The sequence below is a fragment of the Streptomyces sp. NPDC046862 genome (genome assembly GCF_040704615.1).
In the GTDB taxonomy this organism is placed as follows: Bacteria; Actinomycetota; Actinomycetes; order Streptomycetales; family Streptomycetaceae; genus Streptomyces.
Genome location: NZ_JBEYXP010000014.1, coordinates 1 through 22,907 on the forward strand (window position 1 = coordinate 1; position 22,907 = coordinate 22,907).

22 protein-coding genes are annotated in these 22,907 nt (G+C 71.8%); 10 read left to right on the forward strand and 12 right to left on the reverse strand.

Going from position 1 to position 22,907, the window contains the following annotated elements; all coding sequences use genetic code 11:
• Positions 1-174 precede the first annotated feature (174 nt).
• The 3 genes from otsB to AB0959_RS17310 all read right to left on the reverse strand — a co-directional run bounded on the left by otsB (position 175) and on the right by AB0959_RS17310 (position 2,672).
• Entirely contained in the window at positions 175-1,074 is a 900-nt protein-coding gene (gene otsB, locus AB0959_RS17300) for a trehalose-phosphatase (protein WP_366827251.1), read from the reverse strand.
• Between the two features lie 36 nt (positions 1,075-1,110).
• Positions 1,111-1,338 carry a DUF3263 domain-containing protein gene (locus tag AB0959_RS17305; protein ID WP_366827252.1) on the reverse strand — a complete coding sequence of 76 codons (228 nt, stop codon included), beginning with the start codon at positions 1,336-1,338 and terminating at the stop codon, positions 1,111-1,113.
• Positions 1,339-1,448: 110 nt separating this feature from the next.
• Positions 1,449-2,672, reverse strand: coding sequence for an extracellular solute-binding protein (locus AB0959_RS17310; protein WP_366827422.1), 1,224 nt, complete (start codon positions 2,670-2,672; stop codon positions 1,449-1,451).
• Positions 2,673-2,886: 214 nt separating this feature from the next.
• On the opposite strand from AB0959_RS17310, the gene AB0959_RS17315 reads away from it, so the two are divergent.
• The 3 genes from AB0959_RS17315 (at position 2,887) to AB0959_RS17325 (ending at position 6,440) form a co-directional block, all read left to right on the forward strand.
• Positions 2,887-3,921, forward strand: coding sequence for an ROK family protein (locus AB0959_RS17315; RefSeq protein ID WP_366827253.1), 1,035 nt, complete (start codon positions 2,887-2,889; stop codon positions 3,919-3,921).
• A gap of 107 nt (positions 3,922-4,028) precedes the next feature.
• Positions 4,029-5,174 carry an N-acetylglucosamine-6-phosphate deacetylase gene (gene nagA, locus AB0959_RS17320; RefSeq protein ID WP_366827423.1) on the forward strand — a complete coding sequence of 382 codons (1,146 nt, stop codon included), beginning with the start codon at positions 4,029-4,031 and terminating at the stop codon, positions 5,172-5,174.
• A gap of 339 nt (positions 5,175-5,513) precedes the next feature.
• Entirely contained in the window at positions 5,514-6,440 is a 927-nt protein-coding gene (locus AB0959_RS17325; RefSeq protein WP_366827254.1) for a 1-phosphofructokinase family hexose kinase, read from the forward strand.
• A 36-nt stretch (positions 6,441-6,476) separates the two neighbouring features.
• Here AB0959_RS17325 and AB0959_RS17330 read toward each other — a convergent pair whose 3' ends face one another.
• Both AB0959_RS17330 and cdgB read right to left on the reverse strand, forming a co-directional pair.
• Positions 6,477-7,433, reverse strand: a complete 957-nt coding sequence (locus tag AB0959_RS17330; RefSeq protein ID WP_366827255.1) for a CBM35 domain-containing protein — start codon at positions 7,431-7,433, stop codon at positions 6,477-6,479.
• A gap of 219 nt (positions 7,434-7,652) precedes the next feature.
• Positions 7,653-9,389, reverse strand: a complete 1,737-nt coding sequence (gene cdgB / locus AB0959_RS17335; protein WP_366827256.1) for a diguanylate cyclase CdgB — start codon at positions 9,387-9,389, stop codon at positions 7,653-7,655.
• A gap of 381 nt (positions 9,390-9,770) precedes the next feature.
• On the opposite strand from cdgB, the gene AB0959_RS17340 reads away from it, so the two are divergent.
• Together AB0959_RS17340 and AB0959_RS17345 are read left to right on the forward strand one after the other, a co-directional pair.
• On the forward strand, positions 9,771-10,337 hold the full coding sequence (locus tag AB0959_RS17340) for a flavin reductase family protein (RefSeq protein WP_366827257.1): 567 nt from the start codon (positions 9,771-9,773) through the stop codon (positions 10,335-10,337).
• Positions 10,338-10,394: 57 nt separating this feature from the next.
• Positions 10,395-10,868 carry a GNAT family N-acetyltransferase gene (locus AB0959_RS17345; RefSeq protein ID WP_366827258.1) on the forward strand — a complete coding sequence of 158 codons (474 nt, stop codon included), beginning with the start codon at positions 10,395-10,397 and terminating at the stop codon, positions 10,866-10,868.
• 48 nt (positions 10,869-10,916) lie between these two features.
• Here the strand turns inward: AB0959_RS17345 and arfB are convergent, their stop codons facing one another.
• Complete coding sequence (arfB, locus tag AB0959_RS17350; RefSeq protein ID WP_366827424.1) at positions 10,917-11,354, reverse strand: alternative ribosome rescue aminoacyl-tRNA hydrolase ArfB; 438 nt, start codon at positions 11,352-11,354, stop codon at positions 10,917-10,919.
• Positions 11,355-11,521: 167 nt separating this feature from the next.
• On the opposite strand from arfB, the gene AB0959_RS17355 reads away from it, so the two are divergent.
• Positions 11,522-12,097 (forward strand): TerD family protein, encoded by a 576-nt coding sequence (locus AB0959_RS17355; protein WP_093721561.1) that lies wholly within the window; start codon positions 11,522-11,524, stop codon positions 12,095-12,097.
• Between the two features lie 161 nt (positions 12,098-12,258).
• On the opposite strand, the gene AB0959_RS17360 is transcribed toward AB0959_RS17355, so the two are convergent.
• Positions 12,259-13,236, reverse strand: a complete 978-nt coding sequence (locus AB0959_RS17360; RefSeq protein ID WP_366827259.1) for an alpha/beta hydrolase — start codon at positions 13,234-13,236, stop codon at positions 12,259-12,261.
• A gap of 279 nt (positions 13,237-13,515) precedes the next feature.
• Here AB0959_RS17360 and AB0959_RS17365 point away from each other — a divergent pair, with 279 nt between their 5' ends.
• Complete coding sequence (locus AB0959_RS17365) at positions 13,516-13,974, forward strand: SRPBCC family protein (RefSeq protein WP_366827260.1); 459 nt, start codon at positions 13,516-13,518, stop codon at positions 13,972-13,974.
• A 36-nt stretch (positions 13,975-14,010) separates the two neighbouring features.
• Here the strand turns inward: AB0959_RS17365 and AB0959_RS17370 are convergent, their stop codons facing one another.
• Positions 14,011-15,462: a M1 family metallopeptidase gene (locus AB0959_RS17370; RefSeq protein ID WP_366827261.1), complete on the reverse strand. Its 1,452-nt coding sequence runs from the start codon at positions 15,460-15,462 to the stop codon at positions 14,011-14,013.
• Between the two features lie 36 nt (positions 15,463-15,498).
• Between AB0959_RS17370 and AB0959_RS17375 the strand changes: the two genes are divergently transcribed.
• Complete coding sequence (locus AB0959_RS17375; RefSeq protein WP_366827262.1) at positions 15,499-15,999, forward strand: hypothetical protein; 501 nt, start codon at positions 15,499-15,501, stop codon at positions 15,997-15,999.
• Positions 16,000-16,032: 33 nt separating this feature from the next.
• On the opposite strand, the gene AB0959_RS17380 is transcribed toward AB0959_RS17375, so the two are convergent.
• Complete coding sequence (locus AB0959_RS17380; protein WP_366827263.1) at positions 16,033-16,743, reverse strand: pentapeptide repeat-containing protein; 711 nt, start codon at positions 16,741-16,743, stop codon at positions 16,033-16,035.
• Positions 16,744-16,885: 142 nt separating this feature from the next.
• On the opposite strand from AB0959_RS17380, the gene AB0959_RS17385 reads away from it, so the two are divergent.
• Complete coding sequence (locus tag AB0959_RS17385; protein ID WP_366827264.1) at positions 16,886-18,076, forward strand: FAD-dependent oxidoreductase; 1,191 nt, start codon at positions 16,886-16,888, stop codon at positions 18,074-18,076.
• Positions 18,077-18,125: 49 nt separating this feature from the next.
• On the opposite strand, the gene AB0959_RS17390 is transcribed toward AB0959_RS17385, so the two are convergent.
• Both AB0959_RS17390 and AB0959_RS17395 read right to left on the reverse strand, forming a co-directional pair.
• Entirely contained in the window at positions 18,126-18,605 is a 480-nt protein-coding gene (locus AB0959_RS17390; protein WP_366827265.1) for a GNAT family N-acetyltransferase, read from the reverse strand.
• A gap of 87 nt (positions 18,606-18,692) precedes the next feature.
• Positions 18,693-20,129: an FAD-dependent oxidoreductase gene (locus AB0959_RS17395; RefSeq protein ID WP_366827266.1), complete on the reverse strand. Its 1,437-nt coding sequence runs from the start codon at positions 20,127-20,129 to the stop codon at positions 18,693-18,695.
• A 142-nt stretch (positions 20,130-20,271) separates the two neighbouring features.
• On the opposite strand from AB0959_RS17395, the gene AB0959_RS17400 reads away from it, so the two are divergent.
• Positions 20,272-21,153: an aminoglycoside phosphotransferase family protein gene (locus AB0959_RS17400; RefSeq protein ID WP_366827267.1), complete on the forward strand. Its 882-nt coding sequence runs from the start codon at positions 20,272-20,274 to the stop codon at positions 21,151-21,153.
• A 47-nt stretch (positions 21,154-21,200) separates the two neighbouring features.
• On the opposite strand, the gene AB0959_RS17405 is transcribed toward AB0959_RS17400, so the two are convergent.
• On the reverse strand, positions 21,201-22,826 hold the full coding sequence (locus tag AB0959_RS17405) for an FAD-binding protein (protein ID WP_366827268.1): 1,626 nt from the start codon (positions 22,824-22,826) through the stop codon (positions 21,201-21,203).
• Positions 22,827-22,907 lie beyond the last annotated feature (81 nt).

The following is a 22,907-nucleotide window of genomic DNA, read 5'->3' on the forward strand; positions in this document are numbered from 1 at the left end:
CCCATCCCCGGGGCTCCGCCCCGGACCCCGCTCCTCAAACGCCGGAGGGGCTGAAAAATACAGCCCGTCCGGCGTTTGAGGACGAGGCCGCAAGGCCGGCAGCGGGGGTCTGGGGGCGCAGCCCCCAGGGATGGGACTGGTAGGGGCGGCGGGGGCGAGAACAAACCGTCCCTCTCAGGCCGCAGGTGAGCCGATCGCCGTCGCCAACCCACCCAGCAGCCGTACGACACCCCCCGGACCGTCCACCACCAGATCCGCCCGCTCAGCCAACGCGGTGACCTCGTTGCTGCCGCTGCACACCAGCAGCCCCGGCGTGCCCTGAGCACGGAGTTCGTCCACCGCGTCGAAGGCCGGGAGGTCACCGAGGTCGTCCCCGGCGTACAGCACCGCTTCGGCGCCGATCTCGCGCACGTACTCCCGCAAGGCGACCCCCTTGTCCATGCCCGGCGGCCGGAGTTCGAGGACCATGCGGCCGGGTTCGACCACGAGACCGTGGCGCGTGGCGAGGTCGGTGAGGGGCTCGCGGAGGGCGTCGAAGGCCGCCTGGGGGTCGGGGGCCCGACGGGTATGGACCGCGACGGCATGGCCCTTCTCCTCGATCCACGTGCCCTGCCCCGTCCCGGCGCCGACCGACTCGAGGACAGCGGGAAGTTCGGCACGGACGGCGGCGACACCCGGGTGGGGCGGCGGCGCCGTGACGGTGCCGGTGACCGCGTCCCACCGCTCCGCCCCGTAGTGACCGAGGACGACGAGGTGCTCCAGACCGTCCACGCCCGAGAAGCCCCCGTACTCGACCGCCACACCGGCCGGGCGGCCCGTGATCACCGCCACGGAGGCGATCCGCGGGGCGAGGGCCGCGAGCGCGGGGACCGCCTCGGGGTGGGCGCGGGCCTGTTCCGGGTTCGGCACGATCGGCGCGAGCGTCCCGTCGAAGTCCAGCGCCACCACGACCCGGCCGGGGCGGGCGAGGATCGCGTCCAGCGCGTCCCGCCCGACGGGGGTCGCGGGCGTCGGCAAGGAGCCCTGGGGGTCCGTAGGTTCCTCTGGCTCCGTGGAGTCCGTGTGGGTGCCCATGACCGTGACCCTATCCAGGCACAGGCGGGCGCACTCTCACCTCTCCGACCGCCGCGCGTCCCGTACCCTCCGCAGCCGGTTCACCGTCACCGGGTCGTGCTCCAGGGCCCTCCGGTCGTCGAGCAGCGCGTTGAGCAGCTGGTAGTAGCGCACCGGCGCCAGCCCCAGCTGCTCCCGTATGGCCCGCTCCTTCGCCCCGGGGCCCGCGAAACCGCGGCGCTCCAGGGCGAGGATCGCCAGTTCACGCGGGCTCAGCTCGTCCATGTCCAGAACCGTAGCCCTGGCCACTGACACTCCGCGCACCGCCCGTGATCACCGCCCGTGCCCGACTAGATGCCTACGGCAACCTCCGGGCCGTGAGAGAGGTGCCCGGGTCACTGCTCCGCGTTCTCCGCCGACTGCGCGACCTGCTGCAACTCCTCCAGCACCGCCTTGGGGTTCCCGTTCGGCGAGACCGCCTTGCCTATCCGCTTCTTGACGGCGGCGCTGACCTCGGCCCAGGACGTCTTGCCGACGGGGGGCAGCTCGGTCTGCGGGAGTTCGTCGAGGAACGGGGTGAGGGCGGAGTCCGACTTGCTGGCCGCCATGGTCTGCGAGGCGGACGTGGTGACGGGGAGCAGGTCGTACTCGCGGGAGAAGGCCAGCACGTTCTTCTGGCTGTAGACGTAGTCGAGGAACTCGCCGATCTGCTCGCGGTGGCCGTTCTGCTTGAAGGCCATCATCCAGTCGGCGACGCCCAGGTTGGAGCGGGCCGCGCCGTCGCGGCCGGGCATGGGCACCATGCCGAACTTCACGCCCCGCTCGGCGGCGGCCTTCATGAGGGTCGGGTGGCCGTTGAGCATGCCGACCTCACCGCGTGTGAACGCGGCGAACGCGGCGGCGCGGTTCAGCTTCCCGGGTGCCGTCGGGCCGGTCAGGCCCTTGTCGACCAGTTCGTCCTTGAGCCAGTCGAAGGTCTCGATGTTCGCTTCGGCGTCGATCTGGTAGGAGCCGATGTCATCGGTGTAGCCGGCGCCGCCGCTCAGCAGCCACTGCATGGTCTCGGCCTGGGCCTCCTCGGGGCCCAGCGGCAGGGCGTACGGGGTCTTGACGCCGTCGGCCTTCAGCGCGGCGGCGTCGGCCGCGAGGTCGCTCCAGGTCTTCGGCGCGCTGGTGATCCCCGCGTCGGCGAACAGCTCCTTGTTGTAGAAGAGCACCCGCGTGGACGCGGCGAACGGCAACCCGTACGCGATCCGGCTCACCTTGCCCGCGTCGCTGAGCTGCGGCAGGAAGTCGGCCTGCACGGGGATGGAGAGCAACTGGCCGGCCTCGTAGAGCTGGTCGCGTGCGGCGTAGTCGGCGTACGCGCCGATCTGCGCCATGTCGGGCGCCTCGCCCGCCGCGACCATCTCCTTGACCTTGCGGTCGACGTCGTTCCACGAGTAAACGCTGACCTTCACCTTCACGTCCGGGTGATCGGCCTCGTACTTCTCGACGAGCGCGTCCCAGTACTTCTTCGAACTGTTCGCCGGGGAGTCGCCGTACTCGGCGGCCACCAGTCTCAGTGTGACGTCCTGCGCCGTGGCAGGGCCCGCGCAGCCGGCGACCGCCGCCGTCATACCCAGCGCGGAGACCACCGCGAGCCAACCCGTCGTACGCCGCCCACGCGCAGGCAGATGCACAGTCAGTACTCCCAACGTCTCGAACCAGGCCGTGTACGCGGCCTGGATCGCAGGCCGTTGTTCAAGCCTGTACGTCCCGAACCTCGCCACAAGGTCTACACCACGTAAGTGGACTAGACCTCTTCAGGGTACAAGGGCCACACTGTTCTCCGTGAGACATGTCATCGCCCTGGACGTGGGCGGCACCGGGATGAAGGCCGCCCTCGTGGGGGCCCACGGCACCGCCTCCCCCGGCGGGCCGCCCCCCACGCCTCCCCTGCTGCACCAGGCCCGCCGCGCGACCGGACGCGAGCGCGGCCCGGACGCCGTGGTCGAGTCGATCCTCGACTTCGCGTCCGAGCTGCGCGCCTACGGCGAGCGCCGCTTCGGCGAGCCCGCGGCGGCCGCCGGTGTCGCCGTCCCCGGCATCGTCGACGCCGAGCGCGGCACGGCCGTGTACGCGGCCAACCTCGGCTGGCGCGACATCCCGCTGCGCGCGCTGCTCAGCGAACGGCTGGACGGCGTCCCCGTCGCCCTCGGCCACGACGTGCGCACGGGCGGGCTCGCCGAGGGGCGCATCGGCGCGGGGCACGGTGCGGACCGCTTCCTGTTCGTGCCGCTGGGCACCGGGATCGCGGGCGCGATCGGTATCGGCGGCGCGGTCGAGGCGGGCGCGCACGGCTTCGCGGGCGAGATCGGCCACATCGTCGTACGGCCCGGGGGCACGCCGTGTCCGTGCCGGCAGCGCGGCTGTCTGGAGCGGTACGCGTCGGCGGCAGCCGTCAGCGAGGCATGGGCCGCGGCGACCGGGGACCCCGAGGCCGACGCGGCGGACTGCGCGAAGGCCGTGGAGTCGGGTGACCCGCGGGCCGAGGAGGTCTGGCAGGGGGCGGTGGACGCGCTGGCCGACGGGCTGGTGACCGCGCTCACTCTGCTGGACCCGCGCACGCTCATCATCGGTGGCGGGCTGGCCGAGGCCGGGGAAACCTTGTTCACACCGCTGCGGGCCGCCGTGCGGCGCCGCGTCACCTTCCAGAAGCTGCCCTCCATCGTCCCCGCGGCCCTCGGGGACACCGCCGGATGCCTGGGCGCGGGACTCATGGCCTGGGACCTGCTGACCGCCACTCCTACGACTCCTACGACTTCCACGACTTCCACGACTTCCACGACTCCTACGACTCCTACGACTTCGGAGGTAACCCCCTGATGGCCACGGCCAGTGAGCGGGACCTGGACCTGCAGAGTCCGGGGCGAAACCGTGCCCCGGACGGCCCGCGGCGTTCCCACCACGCTTCCGGCGGAGCGCATCGCACGGTGCTCTCCGGCGCCCGGGTGGTCCTGCCGACCGGGATCGTGGACGGCGGGCGCGTGGTCGTCGAGGGCTCACGGATCGCGGACGGGACGCAGGAGGTGGCCGAGGGCGCCGAGGTGCTCGACCTCACCGGCCACTGGCTGGTCCCCGGCTTCGTCGACATGCACAACCACGGTGGCGGCGGCGCGTCCTTCACCTCCGGGTCGCCCGAGGAGATCCTCCAGGGCATCCACACCCACCGCCTCCACGGCACCACCACCCTCGTCGCCTCGACCGTCACCGTCGACACGGACTTCCTCGCGCAGCGGGCGGGCCTGCTGTCCGAGCTGGCCGAGCAGGGCGAGATCGCGGGCATCCACTTCGAGGGCCCGTTCATCTCGCCGTGCCGCAAGGGCGCGCACTCCGAGGGGCTGCTGCGCCACCCGGAGCCGGCCGAGGTCCGCAAGGTGATCGACGCGGCGCGCGGCCAGGCCCGGATGGTCACGCTTGCCACGGAACTCCCCGGCGGCATCGACTCCGTACGGCTCCTGGTGGAGCAGGGGGTGATCGCGGCGATCGGGCACACGGACGCGTCGTACGAGCAGACGGTGGAGGCCATCGACGCGGGGGCGAACGTGGCGACCCATCTGTTCAACGCGATGCCGCAGCTCGGGCATCGTGAGCCAGGGCCGGTGGCGGCGCTCCTGGAGGACGAGCGGGTCACGGTCGAGCTGATCAACGACGGTGTCCATCTGCACCCGGCCTCCCTGGAGCTGGCGTTTCGCCATGCGGGGGGTTCGCGGGTGGCGTTCATCACGGACGCGATGGACGCGGCGGGGTTCGGCGACGGGCGGTATCGGCTCGGGCCGCTGGAGGTGGACGTGAGCGAGGGTGTGGCGCGGCTGGTGGAGGGCGGTTCGATCGCGGGTTCGACGCTCACGCTGGACCGTGCGTTCCGGCGGGCGGTGACGGTGGATCGGCTGCCGGTGGAGGACGTGGTCGCCGCGATCTCCGCCAATCCGGCGCGGTTGCTGGGGGTGTACGACCGGGTGGGTTCCCTGGAGGCCGGGAAGGACGCGGATGTGGTGGTCCTGGATGCGGAGTTCGGGCTGACGGGTGTGATGCGGCGGGGTGAGTGGGTGGTCGATCCCCGGGGCCGGGCCACCTGACCGGCCGTCGGCCGGCTTTTCCTCGCCCCCGCCGCCCCTACCCGTCCCATCCTGTCCCTGGGGGCTGCGCCCCCAGACCCCCGTGTGGGGTCTCCGGGCGAGTTGGTCGGGTACGGGTGGGTGGGGGCTGGTCGCGCAGTTCCCCGCGCCCCTGAAAGCCGTGCGGTTACCCGAGCGAATTCAGCCCCTTGGGGGCACCTCCCAGCGGTAGCCGAAGGCCGGTGCGTGCGGCGCGCCTCGTGAACGACCATCAGGGCTGGGCCGACCGGCCCTCTTTTGGCATGATCAGGACCGCAACGGCGAAGCGCGCCATCGAGCCCGGGGGGAGGGTCGGCACGGGTGATCCTCACGGTCACGCTGAACACCGCTCTGGACATCACCTATCGCGTACGGGACCTCACACCCCACACCACGCACCGGGTGACCGAGGTGACGGAACGCCCCGGCGGCAAGGGCCTGAACGTGGCCCGCGTCCTCGCGGCCCTCGGCCACGAGACGACCGTAACGGGCTTCGTCGGCGGCACGACGGGACGCGCCCTGCGGGAGCAACTCGCGCACACCGCGGGAGTCGTCGACGCACTCGTCCCCGTGGAGGGCACGACGCGCCGCACCGTGGCCGTGGTCGACGCGACAGGTGACACGACTCAGCTCAACGAGCCGGGCCCGGCCATCACGCCCGGCGAGTGGGCCGCCTTCCAGGAGGCGTACGAGGATCTGCTGGCCGACGCGTCGGCGGTGGCGTTGTGCGGCAGCCTGCCGCAGGGAGTGCCCGTGGGCGCGTACGCGGGTCTGATCCGGACCGCGCGCGCGGCGAACGTGCCCGTGCTCCTCGACACGAGCGGCGAGCCCCTCCGCCGGGGTGTCGCCGCCCGCCCGGACCTGGTGAAGCCGAACGCCGAGGAACTCGCCGAGCTCACCGGCTCCCACGAGCCGTCCCGGGCCGCCAGGGACGCCCGCCGCCGCGGCGCGCACACGGTGGTCGCCTCCCTGGGCGCAGAGGGGCTGCTGGCCCACACCGCCGACGGCCACTGGCGGGCGACGCCGCCCCGCCGCCTACGCGGCAATCCGACCGGCGCGGGCGACTCGGTGGTCGCGGGGCTGTTGTCGGGGCTCATGGAACGCCTGCCGTGGCCCGACCGGCTGGCGCGGGCCACGGCCCTGTCGACCGCGACGGTCCTGGCACCCGTGGCCGGCGAGTTCGACCGGGCGCTGTACGAGGAACTGGTGCGGCAGGTGCGGGTGACCGGAGAGGCCGGCGGGGCCTGAGCGCCGGTCACCCCGCCGTGAGGCTCAGCGTGAGGCTCAGCCCTTCACCAGGTACACCTGGTCCAGGTTGAAGTCGCACTGGTTGCCCTGCTCGCAGGAGATCTTGAGGGTGTTGGTGCCCTTGTTCAGCTGGACGTTCGCCCAGGTCTCGGTCCAGCCCTTCTCGTAGTCGCCCTCGGGGGCCTTCGCGAAGTTGCCCAGGTTGAGCGGGCGGGTCTGGGCCGTGCCGTTGACCGAGAGCGTGGCGTCGGCGTCCTTGCCGGGCACGCCGTAGTTGACGTAGAGCCGGTAGCCGCCCTTCTTCGGGATGCCGTTCACGTTCCACGTCGCGGACGCGCCGGCCGTGTTGAACCCGGTCACGTACACGCCGCCGTCCGCCTTCGCGCCGGAGACGTCGGAGGCGGTGGTGGTTCCGCCCGCGAGCTGCAGCGCCTTCGCGTCGACCTTCGGGAGATCGGCGTCGTTGCCGGGCTTCTGGGAGGACGGCTTGCTGGGTTCGGCGCTCTCGGAGGCCGACGGCTGGGAGGACGCGCCGGTGTTGCCGCCGGCGTCCTTGTCGTCGTTGCCGCCGAGCAGCATGGCCACGCTGATGCCGATCACCACGGCGGCGACCACGGCGATCGCGCCGATGAGGAGGCCCTTGGTGTTGGGGCCGCGGCCCCGGCCGCCCCCGCCGTCGCTGTAGGCGGGGGTGCGGGTCGTGGTGGCGCCGCCGGGGACGGTTTCGGGCGCCTGGTAGTGCGCGTTCGGCTGGCCGTGGGCCCCCTGCTGCGGCACCTGGCCGTACGCGGCCGTCTGGCCGGACTGCTGCGGAGCCTGGGCGGCCTGCTGGCCGTACTGGCGCTCACCGACCGGCCGCACCCTGTTGACCGAGTTCGGATAGCCGTAGCCCCCCGACGGCGGCTGGGCGCCCCGGGCCTGACCATCGGCGTACAGATAGCCGAACGGGTCGTCGTCCTCGGGCGTGCTCGCGCCGTTGTTGCCGGGCGTCATCCCAAGATCTCCTCAGCGGTGCGGTACAGATGGCGGTACATGCGTGAGTACATGCGTGAATGGCGAGCCTACCCGCTCCAGCTGGCCCAAACGGGTGACTCCGGTCGCATCATCTCGCCGATCATGCCGTCCGTCATCCCCGGGATCATGCTGCTGACCTGCGGGAAGGGGCTGTGCACCCGGAGTGCAGGGGGAGTGCACGGGGAATCCACCCGTGATTCACCCAGCACGCCGGTGCTGTCTGGGACGAGATCGTTTCTCGACGTACATCCGCTCGTCCGCGGATTTCAGCACCTCGTCGGCCGTCATGCCGCAGTGGGCCCAGCCGATGCCGAAGCTGGCGCCGACCCGCATGGCGCGGCCGTCGACGCGGATCGGCTGGATGATCTCGTTGCGCAGCCGTACGGCGAGGTCCTGGGCGTCGGCCCGGCCGAGTCCGTCGGCGAGGACCACGAACTCGTCGCCGCCGAGCCGGGCGACCGTGTCCCCGTCGCGCACGGCGCGGCCGAGGCGGCGGGCCACCTCGATGAGGACGGCGTCGCCCGCGTTGTGCCCGAAGCGGTCGTTGATCGACTTGAATCCGTCGAGGTCGCAGAAGAGCACCGCGAGCCCCTTGGTGCCGTCGTCGCGCTCGCCCTCGGGGGCGACGGTGTGCACGTGGTGGTCGAAGGCGTCGTACGCCCCGGAACCGGAACCGGAACCGGGTCCGGAGCCGGAGCCGGGAGTGGTGCCGAACGCGAAAGCGTGGCCGTTCGCGTCGTATCCCGAGGGGTGGCCCTCGCCGAACCGGTCGAACTGGTCGAAGGGGTCGAACGCCGCGTCCATCGCGTCCACCGCGTCGGCTGGCGACGACTGCGGGCGCTGGCAGAGGCGGGCGGACAGGCGGGAGCGCAGCTCGGCGGAGTTCGGCAGGCCGGTGAGCGAGTCGTGCGAGGCGCGGTGGGCGAGCTGGAGCTCGCGGCGCTTGCGCTCCTCGATGTCCTCGACGTGGGTGAGCAGGAAGCGGGGCCCGTCGGTGGCGTCGGCGACCACGGAGTTGCGCAGGGACACCCAGACGTACGTCCCGTCGCGGCGCCCGAGCCGCAGCTCCGCGCGTCCACCCTCGGCGGAGGTCCGCAGCAGGGTGCCGATGTCCTCGGGGTGGACGAGGTCGGCGAACGAGTAGCGGCGCATCGCGGACGCGGGGCGGCCGAGGAGCCGGCACAGGGCGTCGTTGGTGCGCAGGATCCGGCCGTGCTCGTCGCCGCCCATCTCAGCGATGGCCATGCCGGACGGCGCGTACTCGAACGCCTGCCGGAAGGATTCCTCACTCGCGCGCAGGGCCTGCTGCTCCCTTTCGAGCCTGACCAGTGCGCGCTGCATGTTGGCCCGCAGCCGGGCGTTACTGATCGCGATGGCGGCCTGGAAGGCGTACATCTGGAGCGCCTCACGCCCCCAGGCGCCGGGGCGGCGGCCGTTGCGCGGACGGTCCACGGAGATCACGCCGAGCAGCTCACCGCAGGAGGTGCCGGGGGCGCCCGGGGTGTACATCGGCGCGAACAGGCGGTCGGAGGGGTGCCACTCGTCCTCGAAGCGGGGCGCTGGGCCGTCGGTGAACCACTGGGGCACGTCGTCGTCGTCGAGTATCCAGCCCTCGGTGTGCGGTATGAACCGCAGGTCGCCCCAGGCCTCACCCATGGCGAGGCGGCGGTCCCAGGAGGCGCGGGAGCCGACGCGGCCGGTGATCAGCGCCTCGGCCGCGGAGTTGCCGGCGAGCGCGGCGACGACCAGGTCGCCGTCGGGGCGCACGAGGTTGACGCAGGCCAGCTCGTAGCCGAGCCCGGTGACGATGCCGTCGGCGACGGTCTGCAGGGTGTCGGCCAGGCTGCGCGCGGTGTTCATGTCCGCCATGACCTGGTGCAGCTGCCGCAGAGTCCTGAGCCGGACATACGGCTCCGAGTCTGTGTCGGTCTCCATTCGCCCTCCCCCCGAGGTCTCGCAGCAACTCCAGGGTTGTCTTCGGCGTGCTGGTCGGCGTACTACTCGTGCGTACTACTGGTAAGCGTCCCCGCCACTGAATCACAGCGCGCTGCTCACTCGGTACACAGGGTCAACAAAAAAGGGCACCTGTGACTCAAGTCACAGCAAAACGTGAACAATTGAGTGGTGGTTCTGCGTTTTCGCGATGCGTTTACTGAACAGATTTCAGGGTTCTGTGCGGGGGCTGTGAGCGAATGTGTCCGCGCGGAGCGCGCCCCTCGGTCCGCCCCCCGGTCCGCCCCTCCGCCGGAGGTCCTAGGACCGGCTCCGGACTCTGGTCGGATGTGGCGCACACCTGTCGGAAGCTAGCGTCCGGGTGTGCCGAAGACCTCCCCTGCCCCCACCCTGTCCACCCTCGCCGGGCATGCTGAGGGGGTGACCGAAGACGAGTTCCGTGCCGCCATGTCCCGTCTGGCCTCGGGTGTGGTCCTGGTGACCGCGCACGAGCCCCAGCCGGACCCCGAGGGGCCGCGCGGCGAGGACGTCGGCATGACGGCGACGTCCTTCATGTCCGTGTCCCTGGACCCGCCCCTGGTCATGGTCAGCCTCCGTGAGGGCTCCCGGATGGACGACCTGCTCGCCGAACAGCCTCTGTGGGCCGTCGCCCTGCTCTCGGGCAACCAACGCCAGATCGCGGGCCGCTTCGCCATGAAGGGCCGCGTCAGCGACCGCCTCCTCTTCGCGGACCTCCCGTACGACCGCGGCGAGGTCTCCGGGGCACCCCTCGTGGCCGGCGCCCTGGCGACCCTGGAGTGCCGCACCGAACAGCGCGTCGCGGCCGGCGACCACACCCTCGTGATCGGCCGCGTCCTGACGGCGGCGGTACCGGGCGGTGACGGGGGGCCGCTGGCGTACTTCCGGGGCCGGTACCGGCAGTTGGGGTGATCTCTTCGAGGCGGAATTCCCTCGCCCCTCGGTGATCCGCGTGCCTAGGGTGCGCGCATGACGACGACGTCCGCGCTCCGCCTCGAAGAGATCACCCCGCGGAATTTCGAGGACGCCACCGGCATACGGGTGCGCCCGGAACAGGAATTCGCGGTCGCCCCGGTGACGAAGTCCCTCGCCGAGGCGTACGCGCACCCCGCCGGCGTCGCCTGGCCCCGCCTGATCGTCGACGGCGAGCGGCCCGTCGGGTTCCTCATGGCGTTCTTCGACATCGACTGGAGGCAGGACGGCACGCTCTTCCGCTCCGGGCTGTGGCGCCTGAACATCGCGGCCGGGGAGCAGGGCCGGGGCTACGGCCGGTTCGCCGTCGAGTCGGTGGCCGCCGAGATCCGGCGCCGGGGCGGCAAGGAGCTCCACGTCACCTGGCACACCGGCCCCCACGGCCCCGAGGACTTCTATCTGGGGCTCGGTTTCCGCCCCAACGGGGAGACGAGCGAGGGAGAGATCGTGGGGGTGCTGGAGCTGTCCTAGGTGGCCGGGCTGGGGTTGGTGACCGGGCCGGTGTTCCCTCGTGGGACGTCACGTCCAGTCGCGCCCGGATCTTCCGCGCTTGGTGTCCGAGCGCTGCTTCTTCTCGCGCAGGCGACGCTCGTTGATGCCGCGGGGTATGCGGGTCGCCCTGCGCGGCCTCGGCGGGGGCGCGGTGGCCTCGGCGAGGAGCGCCGCCAGCCGGACGGCCGCCGCCTCACGGTTGCGCCACTGGGAGCGGTGCTCGGAGGCGCGGACGCTCACGACCCCGTCGACGAGACGGGAGGCGAGCCGCTCAAGGGCCCGCGCCTTCCACACCTCGGGCAGGGCCTCGGTCTTCGCGAGGTCGAAGCGCAACTCCACGGCCGAGTCGCTCGTGTTCACATGCTGTCCGCCGGGCCCGCTCGACCGCGAGAAACGCCACAGGAGCTCAGCCTCGGGGAGCGAGACGGAGCCGCGGATGAGATAGGGACCGGACATGCCGTCCATGGTCGCGCGACTGACCGGCACGCGTCACGCGAATAACGTTCAGCGGAGTTCACCGGGTGTTCGGCAAAGAAAGTAAAGAGACCTGGAACCTTGCGTACCCCTCTCGCCGTTCCTAGGGGTAGCTGTAGCTTTCTGCCGTACCGCAACGAGGGAAGGGACTCCCAACAATGGCTGTAAGCCTGTCCAAGGGTGGCAACGTCTCGCTCACCAAGGAGGCTCCGGGCCTGACCGCCGTCACCGTGGGCCTCGGCTGGGACGTCCGCACCACCACCGGCACGGACTTCGACCTCGACGCGTCCGCGATCGCGGTCAACACGCAGGGCAAGGTCTACTCGGACGCCCACTTCGTCTTCTTCAACAACAAGCAGACCCCGGACCAGACCATCGTCCACACGGGTGACAACCGCACGGGTGAAGGCGCCGGCGACGACGAGGCGATCAACGTCAACCTGGCGGGCCTCCCGGCCGACGTCGACAAGATCGTCTTCCCGGTCTCCATCTACGACGCGGAGAACCGCTCGCAGAACTTCGGCCAGGTCCGTAACGCCTACATCCGCATCGTCAACCAGGCCGGCGGCGCCGAGATCGCCCGCTACGACCTGTCGGAGGACGCGGCCACGGAGACGGCGATGGTCTTCGGCGAGCTGTACCGCAACGGCGCGGAGTGGAAGTTCCGCGCGGTCGGCCAGGGCTACGCCTCGGGCCTCGTGGGCATCGCCCAGGACTTCGGCGTGAACGTCTGAGTCAGTCGGTCAGTCAGACCGTGAACGGCTCGGTTCCAGCGTGAACGGCCGAGCCATCCACGGCGGTTGAGGGCCCCCGACTCCGGACAGGACAACCGGGCGGGGGCCTTCCGCGTGTCCGCGTGACTTTGTCAGGCCCCTGAGCCGCTTCTGTCGGACCTCTAAGCCGCGTCGCTGGCGTTGGTGCCCAGGGCGTCGCGCAGCACCGCGACCGCCTGGGCAACGGCCGCACGGGTGGCGCGGGTGGCGCTGAGCGGGTTGAGCATCATGAAGTCGTGGGTGATGCCGTCGTAACGGACCGTGGTGATGTCGACGCCCGCGGCACGGAGCTTGGCCGCGTACGCCTCGCCCTCGTCGCGCAGGACATCCGCCTCGTCGACGAGGACGAAGGCCGGCGGCAGGCCGGCGAGCTGATCGAGGGTGGCCTTCAGAGGAGAGACGGTGATCTCGCCGCGCTGCGCGTGGTCGGGCACGTAGGCGTCCCAGAACCACTCCATGGCCTTGGCGGTGAGGAAGTAGCCGCTGGCGAAGTCGGCGTAGGACTTGGTGTTCATTCCCGCGTCGGTGACCGGGTAGTACATGGACTGATGCACGAAGCGGACGTCGCCGCGCTCCTTGGCCATCAGGGCGAGGGCGGCCGTCAGGTTTCCGCCGACCGAGTCGCCCGCCACCGCCATGCGGTCCGGATCGAGGCCATGGGCAGCACCTTCCCGGACGACCCACTGAGCGGTGGCGTAGCCCTGCTCGACCGCCACCGGGTAGTGCGCTTCGGGAGAGCGGGTGTACTCGACGAACACGACCGCGGCCCGCGCCCCCTCCGCGAGCTCGCGCACCAGTCGGTCATGGGTGTCGGCGTTGCCCAGAATCCAGCCGCCACCGTGCATGTAGAGAACCACGGGGAGGGGCGACGCGGAGCCCCGCGGCCGGACGATGCGGACCCGTACATCGCCGACCTCGGCGGGAACGGTGATCCACTCCGAGTCGGCGTCGAGCTTCTCGATCGGTTCCGCCTGGAGCTCGTCCAGCACCTGGCGGGCCTTTTCGGGCCCCAGTTCGTACAGGAACGGCGGCTGGGCCGTGTCATCCACGAACTGCCGGGACGCGGGCTCCAGAACGGGGGCACCAGAGGGTGCGGTCATGACGATCTCCGTGGGCTCTGGGGGATGGGCACGTGGCTGAGAGAGATGCCGAGGGCTCGCGCACGGCCTGACCGTGGAGCGCCGATTCACCCCGTGGGGCGCCGATTCACCCCGCCACGGGGCAGGCAGCGCGGCGGTGCCACACACACCAGCCTCGCCCCTCCGAGTCGTGATCGCATCCGTTGAGCGCCTTCGTCGGCACGCCGTTCGCCTCGCGGGATGCCCAGGCGTCCCATAGCGTCGTGCTGCCGCTACGACTCAAGCGATTGAGGTGTGTTCATGTCAGGACAGTTTGAAGCGACGATCGAGGTCGATCGACCTGTCGAGGCGGTGTTCGACTACCTGGCCGACGGACGCAACGATCCGCAGTTCAGCCCCCGCGTGCTCAGGATCGAGCGGGTTCCCGACGCCCCGACCACCGTGGGTACGGTCTTCCGCAGCACGGTCAAGGACGCCGGGATGAAGACGGCCAGGGAGTTCCGCATCACCGACCTCGAGGCCCCGGTGAGGATCCGGTGGGCCGAGGTGTCGAAGAACAGCGTGACGGCCCGCGAAGGCGGCTACGACCTGGAGCCGCTGGCCGACCGCGGAACCCGGGTCCGTATCTTCAACGTTCTGGACGGCCACGGCCTCGGCAAGCTCCTCGTCGGCCTGGCGCTCGCCGCCGCCCGCAAGGATGCCGACAGCTTCGGCGCCCGGATCAAGACGGCGGCCGAAGCGGCGATCGACCCGAGCTGACGTTCTCTCGGACACGCAGTCCGACAACGGTCGGCCTCAGGGCTTCGCCGGCTTTCCCTCCCCGTACAGCCACTCGTCCCAGATCCCGTCGAAGTCCTCGTCCGGGGCCAGCTTCTCGACGTACGCCGTGAACTCGTCGGTGTCCGCGTTGGCGTGGCGGTGCGCGGTGGCCCAGCCGCGCAGGAGTTCGCGGAAGGTGTCGTCGCCGACCTTCTGGCGGATCTTGTGGAGGACCATGGCGCCGCGCTCGTAGACCGGGCTGTCGGAGATGTGCGCGGCACCGGAGGGCTTGCCGGGCGGGAAGGACCAGATGTCCTCGTCGTCGGTGCGGTCCTGGTAGTAGTCGCCGTCGTACAGCGCGTCGAAGATCTCCTGGGCCGTCTCGCCGCCGTGCTCCTCCTGCCACAGCCACTCGGCATAGGTGGCGAAGCCCTCGTTGAGCCACATGTCCCGCCAGGTCCTCGGGGTCACGGAGTTGCCGTACCACTGGTGGGCCAGTTCGTGGACGAGGGTCTCGGTGTCGGGGGCGCCGGGGAAGACGGGGCGGTTCTGGGTCTCCAGCGCGTACTCGGCGTCGTCGGGGCGGTCGACGATCGCTCCGGTGGAGGAGAACGGGTACGGCCCGAAGGTCTCCTCCGCCCAGGTCATGACCTCGGGGATCTTCGCCAGCACCTTCCGGCTCGGCTTGGCCTGCGACGGGTCCACGGCGACGTACACGGGCAGCCCGCCGTCCGTGGTCGACGCTTCAGTCCGGTAGGTGCCGATCGCCAGCGTCGTCACGTAGCTCGCCATCGGTTCGGCGGTGTGCCAGGCGAAGGTGGTGTGGCCCTTCCGCGTCGACTCGTTCTTCAACTCGCCGTTGGAGACGGCCTGCAGTCCCTCGGGGACGGTGACGGCCAGGTCGTACGTCGCCTTGTCGGACGGGTGGTGGTTGCCGGGGTACCAGGCCATCGAACCCGTCGGTTCGCCCAGCGCGAGCGCGCCGTCGCCGGTCCGCAGCCATCCCTCCTCGGAGCCGTCCGGGTCGGTGATCGTCCCGGGCGAGCCCGAGTAGCGCACGGTCGTCCGGAACGTCTCGCCCTTGTCGAGGTCCCCCTTCGGGTGCACGGTCAGTTCCTGCCCGGCACGGTCCCAACGGGCCTTGGTGCCCTCGACGGTGACGCTCTTGACGTGCAGCCCCTTCAGGTCCAGGTCGAAGGCGTCCAGGTCCTGTGTGGCCCGTGCGGTGATGACGGCGGTGCCCCGCAGGTGGTTGCCGTCGGGGTCGTAGTCGAGGGTCAGGCCGTAGTGCGTGACGTCGTAGCCGCCGTTGCCCATCTTCGGGAAGTACGGGTCCCGTAGACCGGTGGCACCGCTCTTCGCCGCGTCGCAGCCGGCGCACGCGGACAGGGTGAGCACGAACGCGAGCAGGGCGGCGGCCCTGGGGACGGCCCTGACCACGGCCCTGACGACGGCCGTGGCGGGGACCACCGGTGCGGATCGGGACATGGCGCCGATCCTATGGGGACATGACACCATCGCCTCGTGCTCGACATCGGCTACGCCCTCTCCAACCGCTTCCCGGACCCGCCGCAGACCGACTACCGGCGTGCCGACGTGTACGCCCTGCGGCACGACCTGTTCTGCGGGGACGTGTACCTCGCGGACACGAAGGAGGACCGGGAGTTGTCCACAGCCTGGGGATGGGTGCCGGTGCTCGACTTCGCGTGGGCGCTGTGCGACATCGCCGAGCGGATCGACGAGGACCCGCGCGGCAGCCGGGCCGCGGGGCCCCAGCGGGCCGAGCTCGACTTCACCGAGTCCACGGACCGGATGCTCTTCGAGCGGCGCTTCGGGTGGGTGGACATCGAGGCGGAGTGGCTGCCGCCGGCCGAGCCGCCCCTGACGTTCTCCCACGCCGAGTTGCGCCGTGAGGCCCGCGACTTCCTGCACGATCTGATCGCCGATCTCACGGACCTTCATGACGGGCTGCGGGAGAACTCGGTGATCTGGACGCTGGAGGCGCGGTTTCCCAGGGTTCGCTGAGTGCGGGTCACTGTCCCTGGCTGAGAGGTGCCGTCACCCCTCCACTCTGATCCCCATCTCCGCCGCCAGCACCGGCGCCAGGTCCAGCAGCTGCCCCGGACTGATCACCGCCCCCGCCAACCGGTCCACCCCCCGCGCGACCTCCAGCTGGGCAGCCGCCCTCAGGTCCACGTCCGTGAGGACCGCCGCGTTGAAGTCGGCCCCCTTCAACGCGCAGTCCACGAACTCGACGCGCTCCAGCCGGGCTCCCCCGAAGTCCGGCTCCACCAGGACGCAGTCCTCGAAGACCACGTCCCTGAGGCGGGCCTTGCGGAGGTTGAGGTAGTCGATCTTTCCGCCGCGGACGACGACCCTCTCCAGGACGGAGCCGTGCAGTTGCACGCCGCCCAGCCGGGCGTCGACCAGCTCCACGTCCCGCAGGGTCGACTCGGCGAGGTCGGTGCCCACGCCGCGTATGCCGGTGAGGACGGAGTCCAGCACGCGGGCGTGGTGCAACCGCGTCTCGTCCAGGGCGCAGCCCCTGAGCGCGCAGTCCATGAAGCGGGCGCCCGCGCCGTCCTGGGCGACGAAGTCCTCCTCCGTGAACTCCAGCCCGTCGTAGTCCCCGTCCGGCTCCAGTCCCGCGCCGCCGTACGGCTCCAGGGGCGGCAACCGCACCTCGGGCCGCCGCGCACGCTTCACTCCGGTCCCGCCGGAACCTGTCCCGCCCGACCCGCCGGTCCCGCCCGTTGCTCTCCTTGCCATGCCACCATGCTGCACCCCATCACTGACAATCGGCCTGAGCTGCGCTTCCTCCGGAAAGTCCGCCGGGATGTCACATTCCGGGGTCCTCGACGAGTCGTAGGGGTGACCCGAGAAAACCGGAGCAGTAGGGAGACCTCCAGCCATGCACCGCATCACCGTCATCGGTGGCGGCGTCGCCGGACTCACCGCGGCCATCACCGCCGCCGAGGCGGGCGCCAAGGTCACCGTGTACGAGGCCCACCACACCCTCGGCGGCCGTGCGCGGACCGCCGAGGGGCCGTACCGGACGAACGAGGGTCCGCACGCGCTCTACAACGGCGGTCCGCACTGGACCTGGCTCAGGCAGCGCGGTCTCATCGGCCCGCTCGCCCCGATCCCGCCCCTGGAAGGAGCCCGGCTCAGGCTCCACCACAAGGGTGTGCTGCGCCGTACGCCGCCGTTCGCGATGCTCAAGCTCCTCCGTCGGCGCACGCCCCGCAGGGCCCACCAGGCGCCCGTCGACGTCGACTTCATGACCTGGGCCACCGAGCAGGCCGGCGAGGAGGCCGCCCGCGCCGCGGCCCACTACTCCGCCGTCGCGATCTTCCACCACGATCCCGGTTCGCTGTCCGCCGCCTTCGTCCAGGAGCGGCTGCGCCGGGCCGCCAAACTCCCTCCGGAGGCGCAGTACCCGCGCGGTGGCTGGGCGAGCCTCGTGGACCGGATGGCGGCCCGGGCGTGGAACCTCGGTGTCCGTGTCGAGACGCTGGCCCGTGTCGACTCGGTCCCGGAGGGCCGGGGGCCGGTCGTCGTCGCCACCTCCCTCGACGCGGCCCGGCGGCTGCTCAGGGACGACTCGCTGACCTGGACGAGCGGCCGTACCGCGCTCGTCGACGTCGCCGTGCGCAGTCGTCGCGGTGACGCCTTCGCCGTGTCCGACCTGGACGCGCCGGGCTGGCTGGAGCGCTTCACCGCCCAGGACCGCACCCTCGCCCCGGCGGGAGAGCAGCTGATCCAGGGGCAGTTCCCGATCGGCCCGCGCGAGTCCAGGGCCGCCGCCGTCACCCGCGCAGAACGCCTGCTGGACCTCGCCTTCGAGGGCTGGCGCGAGCGGGTCACCTGGCGGCGCGAGGCCACCGCCAACGGCCGTACGGGCGCGGTCGACCCGCCCGGCACCACGTGGCGCGACCGACCCTCCGTCGACCGCGGCGACGGCGTCTACCTCGCGGGCGACCAGGTGGCGGCACCCGGCGTCCTGTCGGAGGTGTCGTTCAACAGCGCGCTGGCGGCGGTGTCCCTGGCCCTGGGCCGGCGGTCGCCCGGACCTCAGGAGCTTGACCTCAAGCATGCCTGAGGCCTGAGGCCTGAGGCCTGAGGTCGCAGGGTGGGCTGGCGTCTCCGTGTCAGCCGCGCGAGCCGAGCGTGCGCAGCGCGTCGTCCGCCAGCCGGTACACCGTCCACTCGTCCTGCGGGCGCGCTCCGAGTGCTCGGTAGAAGGCGATGGACGGCTCGTTCCAGTCCAGCACGGACCACTCCAGCCGCTCGTAGCCGCGCTCCACGCAGATCCTCGCGAGCTCGGTGAGCAGCGCCTTGCCGTGGCCGCCGCCCCGGGCCTGCGGCCGTACGTACAGGTCCTCCAGGTAGATGCCGTGGACGCCCCGCCAGGTCGAGAAGTTGAGGAACCACAGCGCGAAACCCACCGGCTCTCCCGTGGCGTCGTCCTCCGCGATGTGCGCGAACGCGGCGGGCCGCTCCCCGAACAACGCCTCCGCGAGCTGCGCCTCGCTCGCCCGCGCCTCCTCCAGCGCCTTCTCGTACGCGGCGAGTTCACGGACCATGGCGTGGATGACGGGGACGTCGGCGGGGGTCGCGGTGCGCATCATGGCCGCAGTGTCACACACGGGTGCCGTGGGGCACGTCGCCCGCGTCCACAGGCTGCCGGTGCCGGCGGCGAAGGGCGTCGGCGGCTCTCAGTGGCGTCCCGTCACCCGGTCCGCCAGCCGCGCCAGGCGGGACGACTCGGTGCCGGGCGTGGTCAGTTCGCGGTGGTCGGCGGCGCGGTAGGCGGCGTACAGGCCGTGGACGCCCAGCCAGCGGAAAGGTTCCGGCTCCCACTTGCGGACGCGGTGGCCCACCCACGGCAGGGACGTCAGGTCCGTGGCGCCCGCCTGGCCGGAGTCCTGCTGGACGAGGTCGCGCAGGGTGCGGGCGGCCAGGTTCGCGGTGGCCACGCCCGAGCCGACGTAACCGCCCGCCCAGCCGAGGCCCGTGGAGCGGTCCAGGGTCACCGTGGCGCACCAGTCCCGGGGGACGCCGAGCACGCCCGACCAGGCGTGGTCCACCTGTACGCCGGTGAGGGAAGGGAAGAAGCGGACGAGGATGTCGTACAGCTCCGTGATCGTCTCCGCCTGTGTGCGGCCGTCGTTGTCGGTGCGCGAGCGGAAGCGGTACGGCACACCGCGGCCGCCGAGGGCGATGCGGTCGTCGGCGGTGCGCTGGGCGTACATGTAGGCGTGCGCCATGTCGCCGAGCGCCTCGCGGCCCGCCCAGCCGACCGTGTCCCACTGCGCCTCGGTGAGCGGCTCGGTCACGATCATCGAGGAGTTCATGGGCAGCCAGGTGCGCCGCTCGCCCTTCAGCGCGGCCGTGAAGCCCTCCGTGCAGCGCAGTACGTAGGGGGCGCGGACCGTGCCGTACGGCGTGACCGCGTGCTTGGGGCGGATCTCGGTGACCGGCGTCGACTCGTGGACGGTCACGCCCAGGGCCTCCACCGCGGCCGCCAGCCCCTTGACCAGTTTCACCGGGTGCACGCGCGCCCCGTGCGGGGTCCAGGACGCGCCGACGGCGTCGACGACACGGATCCGCTCGGCGGTCTCGCGGGCGCCGAACAGCTCGCGGTCCTTCTCGCCGTACGACAGCTCCGTCTCGTGGAAGGCCTTCAGCCGGGCCAACTGGGCGGGCGTGCAGGCCACTTCGAGGACGCCGCCCTTGTGGATCCCGGCGTCGATCCCCTCCTCCTCGGCGGCCCCGACGACCTCGTCGACCGTGTCGTTCATGGCGCGCTGGAGCCGTACGGCGGCCTCGTGGCCGTGCAGTTTCGCGTACCGGTCACGGCCCGCGACGCCGTTGTAGAGCCAGCCGCCGTTGCGCCCGGAGGCGCCGTAGCCGCAGAACTTCTGTTCAAGGACGGTGATGCGGAGGAAGGGCGCCGCCTTTTTGAGGTAGTACGCCGTCCACAGTCCCGTGTAGCCGCCGCCGACGATCACGACGTCGGCGGTGGCGTCCCCGGGCAGGGGCGCGCGGCGCTCGGGGAGCCCGTCGTCGGCGTACCAGAAGGAGATGCCTCCGTTGACGACACCGCCGTTGACGACACCGCCGGGGACGCCCGTGCCTGCTCTGCTGCTCATGAGGCGGGACGTTAGCCCGTGGGGGTGGCGGGTGTCTCCCCCGTGGCGCGTCCATGGAATCCACGGTTGCGGCCGGTAATTCGTGGGGTTGCGGCCTGTAATTCGTGTGCCTCGTACGGCAGCCGCCACTATCGTCGGCCGGATGATCGAGGTCCCGGAGAAACTGGCGGCGTCACAGAGCGAGTTCAACGGGGAGGCGGGTCGTGCGTTCATCGCCGGTCTGCCCCGGATGGCGGCGGACTTCCTCGACCGCTGGGAGCTGGGGGTCGACGGCCCGTCGATGTACGGCGTGAGTGCCCTGGTCCTGCCGGTGGTCCGCGCGGACGGCAGCCCGGCCGTCCTCAAGCTCCAGTTGCTGGACGAGGAGAGCGTGGGCGAGCCGGTCGCGCTGCGCGCGTGGGACGGCGACGGGGCCGTACGGCTCCTCGACCACGACGACGCCACCGGCACGATGCTCCTCGAACGGCTCGACCCCGCCCGGATGCTCTCCCACGTGCCGGACACCCGCGAGGCGGTCCTGGTCATCGCCCGGCTGCTGGCCCACCTGACCTCCTTCCCGGCGCCCGAGGACATGCGCCGGCTCGCCGACATCGCGGCGGCCATGGTCGACAGGACGCCCAGGGCCCTGGAGCGAGTCGCGGACCCGGACGCCCGCCGCCTCCTCGAGGACTGCGCCGCCGCCGTACGGGAGGTCCTCGACGAGCCCGGCGACCGCCTGCTCCACTGGGACCTCCACTTCGAGAACGTTCTCGCCTCCGAGCGCGCGCCCTGGCTCGCCATCGACCCCAAGCCCCTCGCCGGCGACCCGGGGTTCGACCTCTGGCCGGCCCTGGACAACCGCTTCGACCCCGACGAGCTGCTGTGGCGTTTCGACGCGATGACGGACGTGCTGTCGCTGGACCGCGCCCGTGCCCGCGCCTGGACGCTGGGCCGCGTTCTGCAGAACTGCCTGTGGGACATCAAGGACGGCCGCGGCCTGGACGCCCAGCAGCTGGAGATCGGCCGAAGGCTGCGGGAGACCTGACCGGGCGTTGCGTGAGGGGAGGTGCCTCAGGCCTGGTGGGGTGCGTGTCAGTGCCTGGGCCTGGGCCTGGGCCTGGGCCTGGTGGGGCGTACGGACAGCCGGTGGTGGAAGACGTTCCGCGGGTCCCAGCGGTCCTTCGCCCGCTGCAGCGCCGGGTAGTGGGCGCCGTGGTAGAGCGCGTGCCAGGGCGTGCCGGAGGTGTTGTGGCGCGGGTCGGCGAGATCGCCGTCGGCGTAGTTGATGAAGGCGCCGGTGCGGGCGGGGACGCCGCCGGTGTCCGCGTACACGTCCCGGTAGAGCTCGCGGAGGAAGCCGCGGTGCTTGTCGTCGTCGGCGGCCCCTTCCCAGCCGGTCAGGAACATGAGCTTGAGCACGGAGTCGCGGTGGGCGACCGCTGTCGCGTCCGTGGGCACGGCGTTGACCCGGCCGCCGTAGGTGTTGAGGCTGACGATCCCGGCGGGGTAGTCGTAGTCGGTCCGGGTGAGGTGGTGGTGCACCGCGTGGATCTGGGCCCGGGTCAGCCCCCGTTTCGCGTACGCCGACTTCACGGCGAGCCGGTAGAGCGGGCCCGGGTCGTCGGGGCTGCCGACGACGGACGCCGCGGTCAGCCACGACAGCGTGTGCGTCCGGACCAGCGAGGGCTGCGTCCCGACGCCCCGGCCGAGCGCGGAGAGCAGGTCGTCGAGGAGGCGACGGGCGGCCGCACCGGTGTCGGCGACCTGACCGACGAGAAGGTGGTTGCCGGCGGCCTCGCGGCTCAGGATAAACTCGCTGTAGAGACGGGTGCCGGGCGCCCCTGCGGCCGAGTTGCGCTCCGCCCAGGTGCCGTAGTTGCCGACGAAGCGGGTGAACGCGTCGCGGTCCATGCCCTTCCAGGGCCACTCGACGCGGAAGGACAGCACGGAGGCGGGCGGCTCGGGCAGGTCACGGAACCAGAAGCGGGTGACGATCCCGAAACTGCCGGCGCCACCGCCGGTGTGGGCCCACCACAGGTCCCGGTTCGGGTCGTCCTCCTCGCGGGTGGCGACCACCGCACGGGCCCTGCCCTCCCGGTCCACGACGACCACCTCGACGGCGTACAGCCGGTCGACGGACAGCCCGTGCAGCCGGCACAGCGTGCCGTAGCCGCCGCCGGGGACGTGACCGCCCAGGCCCACGTCGGGGCACCATCCGGCGGGCAGGGTCACGCCCCAGCCGACGTACAGCGCCCGGTAGGCCCCGCCGAGGGTGCTGCCCGCCTCGACCATGAACGCCTTCCGGGCGTCGTCGTGGCGGACGGCCGTCATCCGGGACAGGTCCACGACGACGCGGACGCCGTCGTTGTCCACGAAGTCCTCGAAGCCGTGTCCGCCGCTGCGGGCGACGACACGTTCGCGTCGGCGTACGGCCTCCTGGACGGCGCGCACGACCTGGCCGGTCGTCGTGGGCAGGTGGATGCGCCGGGGGTGGCCGGTGAACCGCCGGTTGTAGCCGCGCGCGGCGAGGGCGGGGTAGCGGGGGTCGTGCGGGTCGAGGACGAGGTCGGGGGTCTCGGGGGTGGCGTCACGGACCGCCTCTGAGAACAGTGAGGGCTGTGCGGCGGCAGCGGGCAGGGCGCCGGCTGTGGCCCCGGCCGCGGCGGCTCCGAGGGCCGCGGCGCGCAGGACGGTACGTCGTCGGGTGTGCTCGGTCATGGTCTCGCTCCCCCTGTCTGCGGTGCGCTGCCGTCATGCGGTGCGCCGCCGTCATGCGGTGCGCTGCCGTCATGCGGTGCG